Source organism: Achromobacter sp. F4_2707 (assembly GCF_047501535.1).
In the GTDB taxonomy this organism is placed as follows: domain Bacteria; phylum Pseudomonadota; class Gammaproteobacteria; order Burkholderiales; family Burkholderiaceae_B; genus Yanghanlia.
Genome location: NZ_JAZDRJ010000001.1, coordinates 111199 through 128492 on the forward strand (window position 1 = coordinate 111199; position 17294 = coordinate 128492).

Consider the following 17294-nt stretch of genomic DNA (forward strand, 5'->3'; position numbering starts at 1 on the left):
ATTATCTATGGGCATGGGGGCGCTCTCAACGCCGTGCAAGTCACAATACCTTGTACAAAAAGTAAAAGATGGGCCGGTTTGGGCTGGGTTATTGGGTATGTATTGGTGTTTGAGGAAAGATTAGCTGATCCAGCCAACCAGCAAAGAAACAGTCAGCACCGATAGCACGGTGGATAGCAGAGTGGCCTCTGAGGTGACGGCCGGTTCGCGGTTGTAGAGCTTGGCGACCATGAAAGGGCCGGTTCCTACGGGCAAGGCGGCTAACAGAATGGCGGCGCTGGCCCACATGGGAGGTACGTCGAACACCCAGGTAACGAGCACAAAAGCCAGCAGCGGGTGTACCAGCAACTTGAGCGAAACAATGCGCCAGACTGTATGACGGTGCTGACTTGTACTGCCTTGCGAGAGAAACAGGCCGATGGTAACCAAAGCACAAGGGCTGGCTGCCGCGCCCAGCAAGGTGGTGAACTGCAGCACGGGTTGCGGCAGAGTCCAACCCAGGCCCGAAACCGCCAGCCCGGCAATCGGCGCGCATACCAGAGGGTTACGCAGTACGGCCAGCCCTACTTTGCGTAAGGTGGCGCTCAGCGAGGCAGCACGCTGCAAGTCGGTTTCCACCAGCACAATGCTGAAGGCAAACAGCACGCAAGCTGTTAGCAGGGTCATGATAATGACGGCGGGCAGGCTGGCTTCCCCCAGCACCATGATGCACAGGGGGATGCCCATATACCCGGCGTTGCCGTAAGCAGCGGCCAGGCTGGCAATGCTGGCGTCGGCCAACCGGCGGCCTTCTTTGCGCCCCGCGAGAAAGCACAGGGCGAAAACCACCGCCATGGCAATCGCCGATGCGGCAATAAAGCCCGGTTGGCGGATTTCTTCCCAGCTTATTAGCGCCATGGCTTGGAACAGCAAAGCGGGTAGCGCCATCCAGACGACAAAGCTGTTCAAGCTGTCTGTGGCGGCCTGCCCCAGCAGCCGCTTCCGGCCCGCCAGCCAGCCCGCCAGAATCAGGGCGAAAAGCGGTAAAACGGCTTCCAGGATCAGGGACATATTCAGACTCGATTTAGCGCGACGTATTATTAAAGCAATTAAATGTCACGGCAGCCATGTTTGTCACACAAGCGAGGCTATGCTTATCCCAAAGACGGGCTCTATGAATTGAGAAGCCGCCTGGCGGCAAAGAACAGAATGAAAATGGATGAAGGCATTGGGCTGGTCAGTCAGCCGCCTCTGATTCCCTTCACGGGATACACAGATGCTGAAGAAGCGGTTCAGCAATTAGTGGACATCTATGAACGCAATACCGCGTTCATTCGTGAAGGTTTCAAGCGTTATGTGAAAGATGGTTTACCGGCCAAACATCGGGTGCGCGCCTGCTATCCGGCGATACGCATACGGGTTGATACATACCAGGAAGTGGACAGCCGCTTGTCGTACGGCCATGTGGTCGAGCCAGGTACGTACATGACCACCATCACTCAACCGGGTTTGTTTTTTGATTATCTGGTCGAGCAGATTGGTTTGTTGGTGCGCAACCATGGCGTGCCGGTGGAAATCGGCGAATCCGATTTGCCGATTCCCCTGCATTTCTCTTTTACTGGTGGCCAGTATGTAGAAGGCGTGTATGGCAACGACCCGCGCGGTATGGCCTTGCGCGACCATTTCGATGTGCCAGACTTGGCGGTGACTGACGACGCCATTGTGAATGGCACCTGGGAAGGGCGGCGCGGCGAACCGCTGCCGCTGGCGCCATTCACCGCGCCACGGGTCGATTATTCCCTGCATCGCCTGCAGCATTACACGGCAACGGCGCCCGAATATTTTCAAAGCTTTGTGGTCTTTACCAATTATCAGTTCTACGTAGATGAGTTCTGCCAATGGGCGCGCGACGTTCTGAAAAGCGGTGAAGGCGGCTATACGGCTTTGGTGGAGCCGGGGAATGTGATAACACCCGCCGGAGCCGACGGTGTTGTCAGCGGACCGCCTCCCATTCGCATGCCGCAGATGCCGTCTTATCACTTGATGCGTGACCGCCATACGGGCATTACCTTGATCAATATCGGAGTCGGGCCGTCTAACGCCAAAACGATTACCGACCACGTGGCTGTGTTGAGGCCGTCGGCATGGATCATGCTGGGGCATTGTGCGGGTTTGCGAACCACACAACGGCTGGGCGATTATGTGCTGGCGCACGGCTATGTGCGCGATGATCACGTTCTGGATGCCGACTTGCCCACGTGGGTGCCGGTGCCGCCGCTGGCGGAAATCCAGGTGGCGCTTGAACAGGCGGTTACCGATGTGGCTGGCTTGGCCGATTGGGAACTGAAACGCATTATGCGCACCGGTACGGTGGCCAGCATTGATAACCGCAACTGGGAACTGCGTGACCATCACGAGCCGGTGCAGCGCCTGTCGCAGTCGCGGGCCATTGCCCTCGATATGGAATCGGCCACCATCGCGGCCAACGGTTTTCGGTTCCGGGTGCCTTACGGCACCTTATTGTGCGTGTCCGACAAACCCCTGCACGGCGAGCTGAAGCTGCCGGGCATGGCCAGTGATTTCTACCATACGCAGGTTTCTCGACATTTGCGTATTGGGATTCGGGCGCTGGAAAAGCTGCGTGACATGCCGCCTGAAAGGCTGCATTCCCGCAAGTTGCGCAGTTTTATCGAAACCGCATTCAAGTAGGGAGCAGCGACATGAGCGACACACAATGGGGCCGGCCTCAATCCATTTATCTGGCCGGGTTTGATGTATTCCGGCCCGATGCCCTGGCTCACGGCGAACAGCTCAAGATGCTGTGCAACAAGTATGGCTATGAAGGGCGCTACCCTATGGATAAACGCGTGCCGCGCAACCTTCCGCCCCAGGAGCAAGCCCGCTGGATTTGTCGTAATAATTTGGAAGTGCTGCGCGAATGCGATCTTGTCGTAGCCAACCTCAACCCGTTTCGCGGTTCAGAACCGGATTCCGGCACGGTCTTTGAAGTCGGCTATGCCGTGGCGCTGGGCAAGCCGGTGTGGGCCTACACCAGCCGCTCGGATTCCCTCGTCGAGCAGCTGGCGGTACAGCGCCTCCCGGGCGGGCGCGGCCCCGTCGACAGCCTGGGCTATTCAGTCGAAGATTTCGGCTTGAACCTCAACCTGATGCTCGCCTGCTCCATCAACGTTGTGGTCGGCAGCATCGAAGACTGCCTCCACGAAATCGACGAAGTCCAACGACTTAGCCTCTAAGCTGACAAACACCTTAAACCGGGACAGACCCCATTTTTAACGGTTTTCGATGTCTTTGAGGGCTTGGTTCACCAGGTCTTCGCCGATGGTTTTCTTCCATTTGTCAAAGACGTTTTTGGTGGCGTCGACGAAGGCTTGGTGCTGTTCCGGGGTGAGGGAGGTCACAGTGACGCCGTGGCTTTCGATTTCCTTGAGCAGGGAGTCGTCTTCTGGGGTGACGCCTTTGCGGGAAATGGCGATTTGCCGTTCGGCGGCTTCGGTCGCGGCTTCAGCAACGATTTTGCGATCTTCTTCTGTCCACGATTCCCAGACTTGCTTGTTGACTACAAAGATCAGCGGGTCAGCCACGTAGTTCCAGAGGGTGAGGTATTTCTGGCCGACGTTATACAGTTTGGCGCCTGTGTAGATGGACAGAGGGTTCTCCTGGCCGTCCACAGCACCGCTGGCCAGGGCGGGTTGCGCATCGGCCCAGCTCATTTGCGTGGGGTTGGCGCCCAATGCGGTGTAGGTGTCCATGTAGAGTGGCGAGCCCACTACGCGCAGTTTCATGCCTTTAAGATCGGCGGGTGCTTTGATTTCTTGCTTGGAGTTGCTGAGCTGACGGTAGCCGTTTTCGCCCCAGGCCAGGGGTACAACACCCGCTTTTTCCAGGCGTTGGAACAGACGCTCACCCACTTCGCCCTTGATCAAAGCGTCGATGGCTGCGTAATCGGGCATCAGGAAGGGCAGCGAGAACAGGTTGAGCTCTCGAATTTGTGGGGACCAGTTAATGGTGGAACCCACTGCCATATCAATCACACCCTGGCGAATAGCGTTGAATTCGCGGGTCTGGTCGCCTTGAACCAGCGAGGTGCCGGGGTAGATTTTGATATTGATGCGGCCATCGGTGCGTTCGCGTACGAGGTCGGACCAGATTTCAGCGCCTTGCCCCCAGGGGAAGGTGGTGCCAACAACGATGGATAGCTTGTACTCAGATTTGTAGTTGGAGGATGCCAGCGCCGCAGATGGCGCCATGGCGAGGGCGGCAATTGAGCAAGTGATTGCACCAAGCAAGGAACGAATTTTCATGATGTCTCCAGAGATGATGGATCAGTAATCTACAGCGGTTAGAAGCCCAGATAGCGAGGGAGCCAGAGGGCAAGTTCAGGGAAGACGATAAGCAGCATCAGCACGACGAATACACCGACCAACAGCCAGGTCACCCAGCGGAAGGTGCTTTCAATGGGCACTAATGCAATGCGACAGGACACCATCAGGTTGACGGCAAGCGGCGGTGTGAACTGCCCTAAAGCAACCATGACGGTGAGGATGACGCCGAACCAGACAGGGTCCCAGCCGTAGGCGTTGGCAATCGGCATGAGCAGCGGCACGAAAATCAGGAAGATTGAAATGCCGTCAAGAAACATGCCCACGATGATAAGCAGCACGATAATGAGTGCCAGCACGCCGTACTCACCGATGCCCATGTTTACGATGGCGTTCGCAATGGGGTCGATAATGCTGAGCGTGGATAAGGCCCAGGCGAAAACGCCCGCCAGCGAGACCACCAGCATAATTACCGCAGACAGCTCAGCCGCCTCGCGGAAAATCAGAAAAAGATCGCGGAACTTGATGGTGCGATGAACCACCATGCCGACGAATAAGCCGTAGAACACAGCGACGACGGCGGCTTCGGTAGGGGTGAAATACCCCATGCGCATGCCGCCCAGAATGATGACCGGCGCGGAAATCCCCCAGATTGCTTCATAAAAGCTACGCCAGAAGGGCGGGCGAGGCAGATCGCTTTCCGCCTGCCCCATATTGTGGCGGCGGGCCAGCCAGACGGCGGGGATAATCAGAGCAATGCCCACCAGCATGCCCGGCACCAGACCCGCTGCGAACAAAGCGGGCACCGAGGCTTGTGGTACCAGCACCGAATACACAATGAAGGCGACAGAAGGCGGAATCAGGATGTCGGTCGCTGCGCCGGCTCCCACAATGGTGGCGGCATAGGGGGCCGGATAACCGGCGCGCTTCATGGAGCCGATCATGACGGCCCCAACTGCCGCTGCACAGGCAGGGCCGGAACCCGAAATACCCCCCAAAAACATGGCGACGGCGATGGTGACCAAGGGCAGCATGCCGGGGCCCCGCCCGACAATGGCAATGGCAAAGTTAACCAGCCGGGCTGCGACGCCTGAGCGGTCGAAGATGGCGCCCACCAGCACAAACATGGGGATGGCAAGAAGGGGGTACTTGCCCAGACCTGCGTAAAAGCTTTGCGGCACGGCCATCAGGCCGAACCAGTGCGTGTCCAGATTAGACAGAACAATGGCCAGCGCGCCCGAAATGCCTAACGCAATGGCGACCGGCACGCCGATCGCCATAAAGACCACAAAACTGACAAACAACAGCGTCGCAATCATTTGGACGCCCTCAGCAGCCGATGCAGTATGCCGGCGAGCCGCAGTGTAATGACCGCAGATAATAAGGGCACCCAGATGGAATACCACCAGGTGGGCACGCCAATGGCGGGAGAGGTATCGCCCCACGTATATTCATCGTAGACCATGCGCGCCGACAGAATGGTGAGCGCAATGAAGAACAGCAATGAGCACAATGTGGCGCCCACCGCCATGATACGTTGCCGGCTGCGCGGACCGGCGTCCGCCAGAAATTCAATGCGGATGTGCTGGCTGCGCACGAAAGCGGTGGAACTGGCCGTCATGGTGACCACGATCAACAGAAAGATGGAGAACTCTTCTGTCCAGGCGAAGGAAGTGTCGGTCAGGTAACGCACAACCACGTTGGCGAAAGTGATCACTGCCAGTAAGGCCATGGCCAGTACCGACACAGTGTCTTCTAAGACGAGGGGGACTTTAACGGGGGGCTGAGAGGAGGGCGCGACAGCGTCTTCCTGCGGAGTAGAGTCAGACATGGGTAGTGGAAAAACTGGATGATCAGCGTAATGCTAGCGGTTTATGTTGCAAAGTGCATTGAGTGCTTACCCTTCTGCGTCGTCTTTTTTCTTCTTTGATTTTTTCTTGGGAAGGGCCAGCATCGTGCCCCGGCAACTGGGTGCGCCACACAAGCAACGGTACTGTTCTTTCAGTTTTTTGGTCTTGCGGCCGTCGATTTCCAAGGCGTAATCAAAGAACAGCTCTTCGCCTTCTGCGATGTCGCGCAGGCTATAGATATAGAGCCGGGTGCCCGCTTCGTTTTCGCGAGCTTCGCAGTTGGGTTCGCAGGAATGGTTGATCCAGCGTGCGGCATTGCCGCGCTGGCCGCCATCAATAATTTTGCCGCTGCTCAGGGAAAAGAAAAACGTATGGTTGGGGTCGTCCGGACTGTATGAAGGCAAAGCATCAGCCTCTTCGACGGTGATCCGGCGGCCACGGTATTCAAGAATACAGGTGTCTTCTGGAATATCGCAGGCAGCGAACACGCCTTTGCCATGCAAGGGGGAAGGGCGCACGACGTGCCAGGCGGGGATGGAGCGACGGGACATGGGATGACGACTCTGGTAAGACAAAAGCACTACACTTTAACAAGGGAAGTTCTGAACCGGGCATTTGCATGCGGCTCGATTCAATCAGGGGTTCCCGAAATTTCCAAAAGAATTTACCAGAAGGCGCATTGTGACTACCTTTACAAACACCGGGCCTGATCGGCTTGATGGCGCGCAGCGCATGTTGCAGACACTCATTGATCTGGGTGTAGATACGATTTTTGGCTACCCCGGCGGGGCCGTTCTCCCTTTATACGACGCACTCTATTCCGAGCCGCGCATCCGCCATATTCTGGTGCGCCACGAGCAAGGCGCCGTGCATGCAGCCGAAGGCTATGCGCGTTCCACCGGCAAGCCCGGCGTTGTGCTGGTGACGTCCGGCCCCGGCATGGCGAACACCACTTCCGGCCTGCTGGATGCCTTATGCGACTCCATTCCGGTGCTGTGCATCAGTGGTCAGGTGGCGACCACCGCCATCGGTACGGACGCCTTTCAGGAATGTGATGCGGTGGGTATTTCCCGCCCTGTGACCAAGTGGAACGCCCAGATTCGGCGTGGGGAAGATATCGCTGCCATGACGGCCAAGGCCTATCGGTTGACGACGCAAGGTCGCCCCGGCCCCGTGCTAATCGATTTCCCCAAAGATGTGCAGATTGCGCCGGCCCCTCCGCTTACGGAAGATGATGTGGCGGAAACCGGCCCGGCGGCCACGGATCTGGCCAGCCCATCGGTGGAGGCGGCGGTTAAGCGTGCAGCAGGCCTGATCGCCAACGCTAAGCGGCCGGTATTCTATGGCGGCGGCGGGCTGATTAATTCGGGTGTTGATGCATGCGAAACCTTTACCAGCTTGGTGCAAGAGCTCAACGCGCCGTGCACGCTCACGCTTATGGGGCTGGGCGCTTTCCCCGCCGAAGACCCGCGTTTCATTGGCATGTTGGGCATGCATGGCACCTTGGAGGCCAATCTGGCCATGCACCATGCCGACCTCATCATTTGCGTAGGCGCGCGTTTTGATGACCGCATCACGGGGCGTTTGTCTGATTTCTGCCCCCACGCCAGCAAAATACATATTGATATCGACCCGGCCTCCATCAATAAGGTGGTGCGCGCTGATGTTGCGATGGTGGGCGATTGCTACCCCCTGCTGCGGGCGCTGCGCAAAGAGGTGGCGGCATTGCAGCTGGCTGCTGATCGCCTGCGCCCTTGGTGGGAGCGCATAGGTGTGTGGCAGGCACGCGATTGCCTGGCTGTGACGCCTTCAGAAGAACATATTCTGCCTCAACACCTGATGCGGAGCCTCGGCGCAGCCCTGCAAGGCCGTGATGCCATCGTATCGACCGATGTCGGTCAGCACCAGATGTGGGCGGCGCAGTACTTGCGTTTTTCCAGCCCTAACCGCTGGCTGACTTCGGGTGGCGCCGGCACCATGGGCTACGGCCTGCCCGCAGCGATCGGAGCCCAAGTGGCGCACCCGGAAAAGCTGGTGGTGTGTGTCAGCGGCGATGCCTCGGTGTTGATGAACATACAGGAAATGGCCACCGCGATTCAGCACCGCACGCCGGTCAAGGTGGTGCTGTGCAACAACCGCCACATGGGCATGGTTCGGCAATGGCAAGAACTGATTCACGATGGCCGCTACAGCCATAGCTACAACGACTCCATGCCCGACTTTGTGGCGCTGGCCAAAGCATTCGGCTGGCAGGCCGCCCAGGTGGGAGACCCTGCCAAGCTGGACGCCGCCCTGGCCGAATGCCTGGCGTCTGACGGCCCGTATTTTCTGGATATTGCCGTGCAGGCGCAGGAAAACTGCTTCCCCATGATGCCGGCCGGCTACGGCCACCAGCAGGTCATGCTGTCTGAAGACACTTGGTATGTAGAGGAGTAGCGTTCACAAGGGGCTTGCGCGAAAACCCGGATACCCGTTCAGGGTTGGTTCTGCCATAATCTCCGGGTTATCCACCTGGTAGTTCTGACCATACAACTCAAGTACTGCATGGCAAGTACCTGTGCTGTGGCGAAGACGCTCCGTCTGATATAGCCGGATTTCGTCACAGGGTGCCAATTTTTCAGAAAAAGGAATTCCTATGCGCCCCAACTGGTTCACCAAATTGCTTACGGCTGCCTGCGTGGCGGGCGCCTTTGTTGCAGCACCGGCCGCCGCCAAGAACGTGAAGTTCGCCTACGCGCTTTCCACCAGCTCGCATTACGGCGCGGGTGCGGCAGCCTTTGTAGAAACACTGGAAGCCGAGCTTCCCGGCAAGTTCAAGGTGGAACAGTTCCCCAATAGTGCGCTGGGTGGTGAACGCGAAGTTCTGGAAGGGTTGCAACTCGGCACCATTGATCTGGCCGTTGTATCTACAGGCGCTACGGTTAACTTCGTTCCCGCCACCGGCGTTTTCGATATTCCCTTCCTGTTTCGCGATCTTTCCCACGCCCGCAAAGTGCTGGACGGTGAAGTCGGCCAGAACCTGCTGGCTGAGTTCTCCAAGCGCGGCCTAGTGGGGCTTGCCTGGGGCGAACAGGGCTTCCGTCAGTTCACCAATAACGTCCGGCCTGTCGTCACCCCCGAGGATGCCAAGGGCCTGAAGGTGCGCACCATGGAAAATCCCGTCCATATTGCGGCCTTCCGTGAGCTTGGTATTCTGGCAACACCCATGGCTTGGCCTGAAGTCGCCACAGCCTTGCAGCAGGGCACCATCGATGGCCAAGAAAACCCGATGTCGGTGATTGTCTCCGCGAACTTACCGCAACTACAGAAATACCTGTCGCTCACTTCCCACGTATACGGCCCGGCTGTCGTGTTGGCATCTCCTTCCACCTGGGGTGGTTTGTCCAAGGAAGAACAAGCTGCCTTCCAGAAAGCGGCTGATGCTGCCGCGGTTGCCATGCGCGCCTATGTCGACAATGTCGAGCAAAGCGGCATTGAAGCAGTCAAAAAGGCGGGCATGGAAGTCAACGAGGTCGACCATGCAGCCTTTTCCAAGGCGCTCGACCCCATCTACCCGCAGTACTACAAGCAATTCGGGCAAGAGCTGGTTGAGTCCATCCGCAATACGCAATAAAGGCTTAGCCTCGGGCGCGTTATCGTGAATGCGGGCCGCCGCGCCCTGAGCATGGCGGCTCTGCGTTTTTCTTCTCTGGCGGGTAGTGTGGGCTGTTGGTCTGCGCTACCCGTTATTGCTTGCTCCATTTCATCGTGAAATTCGTCAATCTACTCGATCGCAGCCTGTTTCGCGTGGTGTCCATTGTCTGCCAGCTATTGTTGTTCTCAGCGGTGGCTGCCGGGTTCTATCAGGTTATCGCGCGTTTTATTTTGCTTTCTCCTTCCGATTGGAGCGAAGCCTGGACGCGCTCTTCCTTGATCTGGACGGTCATGCTGGGCTTGTGTCTGGCTTTTCGGCATGGCGCTATGCTGAGCGTCGAGATGCTGCATGCTTTTTTGAAAGGCCGTGCACGCCGTTGGCTTGAACATCTCATCATGGTTGTCTGCGTCAGTTTTCTCGGCTTCATGGGGTGGGTCGGCGCACAGATGACTTGGCGAGTTCGGTTCCAGACTCTGGCCAGCCTGGAATTCTCCATTTCCTGGATCTACATTGCGATTCCTATCGGCATGGCGCTGGCGATTCTTGGCGTGGTGGCCCGCTGGCTGGATACCTCTGAGCCGCCCTCTGTCGACGACACCGTGATATGAATTCCAGCATGAATAAGAATATGAAATTCGGCTTTGACCGGCGAGGCGCATCATGTCGCAGTTAATGATTCTCTCGATGCTGATTTTCTTTGTCGTCTCGGTACCGGTGGCGGTGTCTATCGGGCTGGCGGCGTTAATCGGCGTGGGCTACGAAGGCATGACCTGGCTGGTGGTGGCACAACAAATCTATGCTGCACTAGACAAATACCCCCTGGTCGCCGTGCCGTTTTTCATTCTGGCGGGCAACCTCATGGAGGCCAGCGGGATCTCAGAACGCATGGTGGAGTTCGCCAAAAGCCTGGTGGGCGGGGTGCAAGGTGGGTTGGCCATCAGCTGCGTACTGACCTGCATGATTTTCGCTGCCGTGGCGGGTTCCAGTGTCGCTACGACGTTTGCCGTGGGTGCGATTCTTATTCCTGCCATGCTCAAGCACGGCTATCCTCGGCCGTTCGCGGCGTCGTTGCAGGCGACAGCGGCTGAACTGGGTGTCATCATTCCGCCCTCGGTGCCAATGATTCTGTTTGCCGTCTCAACAGATACCTCGGTGGGAGAACTGTTTTTGGCGGGCGTGGGGCCGGGCATTCTTATCGTCCTTGCCTTGATGTTCTATGTATGGCTGTACGCCAAGCGTCACGGCTATGGGAAAAATGATGGCGTGGGGCGATTGCCGGTCGGTCAGGCCTTTCGCCGCGCCTGGCTAGCGCTGCTCATGCCGGTCATTATCCTTGGCGGAATTTATGGCGGTGTATTCACGCCTACCGAAGCCTCGGCAGTGGCGGTTGTCTATGCCCTGGTGGTGGGGGGATTCATTTACCGGCGCCTCGATCTGAAAACGCTATCGCACACATTTCACCGCTCTGTGATTTCCACAGCGGTCATTATGTTCATCATTGCTAACGCAGGGGTGTTCGGGTTCTTGTTGAACCGCGCCGGCGTACCTCAGGCTCTGGGCGACTGGCTGAGCATGTTGTTCACCGACAAATACATGTTCTTGCTGGGTATGAACGTGGCGCTGTTTCTCATCGGCATGTTTATCGAAACCTCCGCGTCGGTGGTCGTACTGGCTCCCTTGCTGCTGCCTGTGGCAATGCAGTTCGGCGTAGACCCTGCTCACTTTGGTGTCATTATGGTGGTGAACCTGGCGTTGGGCATGGTGACCCCGCCATTTGGTGTCAACCTGTTTGCAGCGTGTACGGTGGCGCAGATCTCGATCGAACGCTTGATACGCACCCTGATTCCCTTTGTGCTGGTCACGTTTGGGTGCCTGATGATCATCACCTATGTGCCGCAGATTTCTCTGTACTTGAAGGGACTGGTCTACGGCTGAGGCAGTCTCAACGGCGCAAGAAAGCCCTTTGCACTTTGCACTACACCCCAAAAGTTAAATACAGTCTTAGCTCTTGGGGTGATTTCATAGCGTGATCAGAACGGCGGATCGTCGTCCAAGGCTTCCGGCGCAGCTGTTTTAGCCGCCTTCTTGGCTGCTGTCTTTTTAGCAGCTGTTTTCTTGGCGGCCTTTTTCGCTGCTTTCTTCGCCGCTTTGGGGGCGTCGTCGGCAGTCGCCTTCTTCGCAGCCGCTGTCTTGGCAGTCGTTTTCTTAGCCGCTTTTTCAGGGCGCGGCTCGAACTCAAAGCCGGTCTTGCCGTCTTTTTGGGTGACCAGATACGCCTTGAACTTGCGATTGGTGCGTGCCGATACAAAACCCGTGAGAAGATCGGTTTTGCCCTCTGCTAACAGCTTGCTCATTTGTTCAGCAGAGATTTCTTGCTGCAAAATGACCTTGCCGCTGCGGAAGGTGCAGCTTTTTTCCGGCCCGACGGATTTCTCGCACACGTAGTTCATGCCGTGTTCGTATACGGCATGGCTGCACTTGGGGCATTTGCCCAGTGCGGTTTGCCCGGAAAAGTCGACTGGGGTCTCGTCTTCGTCGTCTTTCTGGCCAAAGTCGAATTCCAGCTTGTGCTCGTCGGTAATGCGCAGCAGGGCGGCAAAAGGGCGCCCCATTTTGCTGATGAAACCCGACAGGGGGCCGAGCTCGCGCTTTTGCAGTAGTTCTTCGACTTCCGGGACTTCAAATGTGCGCCCGCCCGGGTGCTTGCCGATGGAAAAATCACACTGTGTGCAGGCGTAGCGGCGGTAGTTTTCTTTCACGACACCGCCGCACTTGGGGCATGGCGTGGTGAGCGTGGCGTAATCGCCAGGCACAGTGTCGCGCTCGTATTCTTTAGCGCGGCGTACGATGGCCTGGGTCATTTCCTCGATCTCGCGCATGAACGAAGCCGCATCCAACTGGCGCTGTTCAATCTGCTTGAGCTGGTGTTCCCATTCGCCGGTGAGTTCCGGCGAGGTCAGTTCACTGACACCTAGGCCGGAGAGCAAGGTCATGAGCTGGCGCGCTTTGGCGGAGGGCACGAGCTCACGACCTTCGCGGCGCAAATAGCCTTCGTTGAGCAGCCCTTCGATAATGGCTGCACGGGTGGCCGGCGTGCCCAGCCCGCGTTCCGACATGGCCTCGCGCAGTGCTTCGTCATCCACCAGTTTGCCCGCGCCTTCCATGGCCGACAGCAGCGTGGCTTCGGTATAGCGTGCGGGCGGCTTGGTGGTCAGCTCGCGGACTTCGATTTCTTCCGTTTGTACGGTTTCGTCGGGTGAAATCGGCACCAGTGTGTCGTTTGCCCCCTGTGCTTCGCGCCCATAAATGGCCAGCCAGCCCGGGTTTACCAGCACTTTTCCTTCCGTCTTGAACGAATGCTCAGCAACGCGCGTGATGCGGGTGGTGAGGCGGAATTCGGCAGAGGGGAAGAACACGGCCAGGAAACGGCGTAGCACGAGATCGTAGATCTTGCCTTCCGCATCGCTCAGTTCGCGCGGAATTTGTAAGGTAGGGATGATGGCGAAGTGATCGGACACCTTCTTGTTGTCGAAGATGCGGCGATTAGGCTTCACCCAGCCCTTGTCGCAGATGGTGCGCGCAAAGCTGCTGATGGCGCTGGCTGCGTTGCCGGCGGAATCCGCCAGCGTCTGCATGGTTTGGTGAACGGTGCCCACGTAGTCTTCGGGCAGATAGCGCGAATCTGTACGGGGGTAGGTCAGTGCCTTGTGGCGTTCATATAGCGTCTGGGCCAGCGCCAATGTGGTCTTGGCGGAAAAGCCGAAGCGGCTGTTGGCTTCCCGTTGCAAAGAAGTGAGGTCAAACAGCGCAGGCGAGGCCTGGGTTGAGGGCTTGGATTCTTCCGTAACGGTGCCGGGCCGGCCTTCACAGGCGCGGGCGATTTCTTCGGCTTGTTCGCGTGTCCAGAGGCGGAAGTCGCGGCTTTCGGCGTTGGCTTCATTCTTGCGGAATTTGGGGTCGAACCAACGCCCGGGGTAGTGGCCTGCCGAGGCGGCGAAGCTGGCATGGATTTCCCAGTAATCGCGCGGCTGGAAGCGGCGGATGCGTTCTTCGCGTTCGGCCACGATGGCCAAGGTGGGGGTTTGCACCCGCCCAACCGGCGTTTTGAAGAAACCACCGTCTTTGCTATTAAAGGCCGTCATGGCCCGGGTGCCGTTAATACCTACCAACCAGTCGGCTTCGGCCCGTGAACGCGCAGCGGATTCCAGAGGCTTCAGGTCGTCGTCGTCGCGCAGCTCATTGAAGGCTTCGCGGATGGCGGCCTGCGTCATGGAACGCAGCCAGAGGCGCTGGATGGGCTTTTTAACGCCTGAGTACTGAATGATGTAACGGAAGATCAGTTCGCCTTCACGGCCCGCGTCACATGCGTTGATGACGCTGCTGACATCCTTGCGCTTGAGCAGTTTAACGAGCAGCTTCAGGCGTTCAGCGCTTTTTTTGTCGGTGGGCCCGAGCTCAAACTTGGGCGGAATAACAGGCAGATGGTTGAAACTCCATTTTCCGCGCACCGGATCGTTAGGCGCCACTAGGGTGAGTAAGTGTCCGATGCTGGAAGCCAGCACGTACTGATCGCTCTCGAAATAGTCGCCTTCCCGGGTGAAACCTCCCAGGGCGCGCGAAATATCGAGCGCGACCGATGGTTTCTCGGCGATGATGAGGGTTTTAGTCATGTGAATCCAAAGACCGCAATAGGGCAGCAATAGCGCGGATGATACGGGGTGTCAATCTACGCGCGCAAGTTGACTATCATAGGTTATTGGCTGTCGCCGTGTTGGCATGCTGCCCACATTGGCAGGGCGCGCTGCCAGAAAGTTTCGATATTTTCGGCTGGGAAAAGCTCAAAGCCCAAGGTTTTCCAAGCGCGCTGCAAGGTCTGTACAGGGCGTGCCAAGTCAAATGCGGGGGCGTGATTCTGTTTGGATAACTTGCGCCCCTGAGCGTCACATAGTAGTGGAACATGCATGACGTCCGGCGGCTTGTAACCGAGCAAGCGGGCTAACAGGCGTTGGCGGGCAGTGGACGCTAGTAAATCGGCGCCACGCACAATATGAGTGATGCCTTGCAGGCCGTCGTCCACCACTACAACAAATTGGTAGGCCCAAAGGCCGTCGGCGCGCCGCAAAATGAAGTCGCCGACTTCATGGGCGACGTTCTGCGATTGCGGCCCTTGCAAGCGGTCAACAAAGTGCTCCACACCCTCAGGCACCCGCAAACGCCAAGAACGCGCCTGCCGGCCTTCTGGAAGGCCTTGGCGGCAGGTTCCGGGGTAAGGGTCATTGCCCAGCGTGCGACGGGTGCAGGCGCAGCCGTAAACGTAACCACCGACTTGCAGGCGGGCAAATGCGTCTTCATACAGGGGAATGCGTTGCGATTGCCAGACAGGGGGCTCATCCCAATGCATGCCCAAGGCCTGTAGCTGCTGCATGATAAAAGCATCGGCGCCCTCTACGACGCGAGGGGTGTCGATATCCTCGATGCGCAGCAGCCACTTCCCGTGATGAGCGCGGGCGTCGAGATAGCTTGCCATGGCGGCAAGCAGCGAGCCTTCATGTAAGGGGCCACTGGGGCTGGGCGCAAAGCGCCCTCGATAGCCGCTGGTGTCTGTACCCATGGTTAGCGGGTGTGGGGGAGGCCTGAGTCAGGCGGGCAAACGCAAGCGCTTAGTGCGACAGGGTGGATTGCTCGCCGTTTAGAAGTTCTTCGAGAAGCAGGTGGTCGACTTCGGTTTCCTGGCTCCAGAGCACCATGAGGGCAATAATGCGCATTCTGTCGAGAGAAACCGGGGATTCGTCTGCAGCCTGGGCGCGCTCGATGAGCATTTCACGCAAGGCCGGGCGCAGAACACCGGAGTTTTCTAAGAAAGTAATGAAACCGATGGCTTCACTGCCCAGCGTGTGGTATTCCTCGTCGGTGTAGGCCCTCAGGCTGGAGCTAGAGGAAAGCTCGATGGGCGCAAAGCGTTCGGAGCTCTGTGCAAGGCCATGCAGCCAGCCTAGAGCTTCATCGATGTCGTCGTGCTCAAACCCGACGGCGGCCAATTTATGAGCCAGCACATCGGCTTTAGGGCAAGCCTGCGGTGTATAGTAGTTTTCGAACAGGTAAACCAGGATGTCGTACATAGCGCGTTCCGGATTCCGGGAGCGTGTCATGAGTGGAACAGTCAACCCACCGTTTTAATGGCAGGTCAGTCTTCCTGACTTTACGCTGTTTCGGGCGGCTGGGCAAATTGGATAAAGGCGAGGGAATTCATGGCTATAAAACCAACGGCAAGCCTCCCGTTTCAGGCGATTGCTCGCGTAGGAGACCGCCTCGAAGATGTCGACACCCCGGCTTTGATTCTTGACCTAGACGCATTTGAAGACAATCTGCGCGGCATGCAGTCGCTCGCCGAATTGCATGGCGTGGCTTTGCGCCCGCACGGCAAGGCACACAAATGCCCGGAAATAGCCCTACGGCAAGTCGCCCTGGGCGCACGGGGAATCTGCTGCCAAAAGGTGACGGAAGCCTGGCCCTTCTTACAGGCTGGCATTACTGACATTCTTATTAGTAATGAAGTCGTCGGGCGTCAGAAACTCGAACTATTGGCTCACCTTGCCTCTCAGGCGCGAGTCACTGTTTGTGTTGACCACCCGGAAGCCTTGAAAGCCCTCTCGGCGGCTCTGGATGCCCGGCATAGCTTTGTGGATGTGCTGGTAGAGGTCGATATCGGCCAGAAGCGTTGTGGGGTGCAGTCTCCCGAACAGGCGGTGGCGCTGGCGAATCAGGTGGCGAGTCTGCCCAATGTGCGCTTTGCGGGTATTCAGGCCTATCACGGCGGCATTCAGCACAAGCGCTCGTTTGAAGATCGTCAGCGGGCCGCCGCAAAAGGGGTTAAGGCTACGGTGGGCTATGTGGATGCGCTCCGGCAGGCGGGTTTTGCGTGCGAAGTCGTCACGGGTGGCGGCACGGGAACGGCAGGCTTTGATGCCGCTTCAGGTGTGTTTACGGAAGTACAGCCCGGCAGTTACGCCTTTATGGACGGCGATTACGGCGTCATGGAATGGGGTGAGGTTATGGCGCTGCGGCATGCCCTCTTCTTACAAGGCACCGTCATCAGCACACCGACTCCCGAACGCGCCGTGCTAGATATTGGGCTTAAATCCACATCGGCAGAAAGCGGTTTGCCGCAAGTGGTAGGGCGCGAAGGCCTGCGCTGCACCGCGCTAAACGATGAGCACTGCATACTAATTGCAGAAGACCCACGCAAACGCCCTGCCTTGGGGGAACGCCTGCTGTTAATCCCCGGCCATTGCGACCCCACTTTTAATCTGCATGACGAACTGGTAGTCGTGCGGCAAGGTGTGGTGGAGGGGATCTGGCCCGTCGCCGCACGCGGCCTTTCCCGCTGAGGCGGCTGAGGCGCTGCGGATCGGGCGATCTACTTCGTTGCAAATCCTCGCAATAGTAGAACTATTGCTGTGGTTTGCGCCTTGTATCTCATCCCGATCCGCA

The 17294-nt window shown here is 57.9% G+C and carries 15 protein-coding genes; 7 read left to right on the forward strand and 8 right to left on the reverse strand.

The window, feature by feature from the left end; all coding sequences use genetic code 11:
• Positions 1-120: 120 nt before the first annotated feature.
• Positions 121-1050: an AEC family transporter gene (locus VRY85_RS00550; RefSeq protein ID WP_414596643.1), complete on the reverse strand. Its 930-nt coding sequence runs from the start codon at positions 1048-1050 to the stop codon at positions 121-123.
• Positions 1051-1188: 138 nt separating this feature from the next.
• On the opposite strand from VRY85_RS00550, the gene VRY85_RS00555 reads away from it, so the two are divergent.
• Together VRY85_RS00555 and VRY85_RS00560 are read left to right on the forward strand one after the other, a co-directional pair.
• Positions 1189-2688, forward strand: coding sequence for an AMP nucleosidase (locus VRY85_RS00555; protein WP_414596644.1), 1500 nt, complete (start codon positions 1189-1191; stop codon positions 2686-2688).
• An 11-nt stretch (positions 2689-2699) separates the two neighbouring features.
• Positions 2700-3233, forward strand: a complete 534-nt coding sequence (locus tag VRY85_RS00560) for a nucleoside 2-deoxyribosyltransferase (protein WP_414596645.1) — start codon at positions 2700-2702, stop codon at positions 3231-3233.
• 36 nt (positions 3234-3269) lie between these two features.
• On the opposite strand, the gene VRY85_RS00565 is transcribed toward VRY85_RS00560, so the two are convergent.
• The 4 genes from VRY85_RS00565 to VRY85_RS00580 all read right to left on the reverse strand — a co-directional run bounded on the left by VRY85_RS00565 (position 3270) and on the right by VRY85_RS00580 (position 6720).
• Positions 3270-4301 (reverse strand): DctP family TRAP transporter solute-binding subunit, encoded by a 1032-nt coding sequence (locus tag VRY85_RS00565; protein WP_414596646.1) that lies wholly within the window; start codon positions 4299-4301, stop codon positions 3270-3272.
• A 38-nt stretch (positions 4302-4339) separates the two neighbouring features.
• The gene (locus VRY85_RS00570; RefSeq protein ID WP_414596647.1) at positions 4340-5638 is read right to left on the reverse strand and encodes a TRAP transporter large permease; all 1299 of its coding nucleotides are present in this window, start codon (positions 5636-5638) and stop codon (positions 4340-4342) included.
• Positions 5635-6150, reverse strand: coding sequence for a TRAP transporter small permease (locus VRY85_RS00575; RefSeq protein ID WP_414596648.1), 516 nt, complete (start codon positions 6148-6150; stop codon positions 5635-5637). Before VRY85_RS00575 ends, VRY85_RS00570 begins: the two co-directional genes overlap by 4 nt.
• 66 nt (positions 6151-6216) lie before the next feature.
• Positions 6217-6720, reverse strand: coding sequence for an SET domain-containing protein (locus VRY85_RS00580; protein ID WP_414596649.1), 504 nt, complete (start codon positions 6718-6720; stop codon positions 6217-6219).
• Between the two features lie 181 nt (positions 6721-6901).
• Here VRY85_RS00580 and ilvB point away from each other — a divergent pair, with 181 nt between their 5' ends.
• The 4 genes from ilvB (at position 6902) to VRY85_RS00600 (ending at position 11738) form a co-directional block, all read left to right on the forward strand.
• Entirely contained in the window at positions 6902-8605 is a 1704-nt protein-coding gene (gene ilvB, locus VRY85_RS00585) for a biosynthetic-type acetolactate synthase large subunit (RefSeq protein ID WP_414596908.1), read from the forward strand.
• 199 nt (positions 8606-8804) lie between these two features.
• The gene (locus VRY85_RS00590) at positions 8805-9782 is read left to right on the forward strand and encodes a TRAP transporter substrate-binding protein (protein WP_414596650.1); all 978 of its coding nucleotides are present in this window, start codon (positions 8805-8807) and stop codon (positions 9780-9782) included.
• Positions 9783-9916: 134 nt separating this feature from the next.
• Positions 9917-10411, forward strand: coding sequence for a TRAP transporter small permease (locus tag VRY85_RS00595; RefSeq protein WP_414596651.1), 495 nt, complete (start codon positions 9917-9919; stop codon positions 10409-10411).
• Between the two features lie 52 nt (positions 10412-10463).
• Entirely contained in the window at positions 10464-11738 is a 1275-nt protein-coding gene (locus VRY85_RS00600; protein ID WP_414596652.1) for a TRAP transporter large permease, read from the forward strand.
• 95 nt (positions 11739-11833) lie between these two features.
• Here VRY85_RS00600 and VRY85_RS00605 read toward each other — a convergent pair whose 3' ends face one another.
• The 3 genes from VRY85_RS00605 to VRY85_RS00615 form a co-directional block, all read right to left on the reverse strand.
• A complete protein-coding gene (locus VRY85_RS00605) occupies positions 11834-14473 on the reverse strand; it encodes a DNA topoisomerase III (protein WP_414596653.1) in 2640 nt (879 codons plus the stop codon).
• Positions 14474-14556: 83 nt separating this feature from the next.
• Complete coding sequence (gluQRS, locus tag VRY85_RS00610) at positions 14557-15414, reverse strand: tRNA glutamyl-Q(34) synthetase GluQRS (RefSeq protein ID WP_414596654.1); 858 nt, start codon at positions 15412-15414, stop codon at positions 14557-14559.
• Positions 15415-15463: 49 nt separating this feature from the next.
• Positions 15464-15922: a DUF494 family protein gene (locus VRY85_RS00615; RefSeq protein ID WP_414596909.1), complete on the reverse strand. Its 459-nt coding sequence runs from the start codon at positions 15920-15922 to the stop codon at positions 15464-15466.
• Positions 15923-16051: 129 nt separating this feature from the next.
• Between VRY85_RS00615 and VRY85_RS00620 the strand changes: the two genes are divergently transcribed.
• Positions 16052-17191 carry a DSD1 family PLP-dependent enzyme gene (locus VRY85_RS00620; RefSeq protein ID WP_414596655.1) on the forward strand — a complete coding sequence of 380 codons (1140 nt, stop codon included), beginning with the start codon at positions 16052-16054 and terminating at the stop codon, positions 17189-17191.
• Positions 17192-17294: the final 103 nt, after the last annotated feature.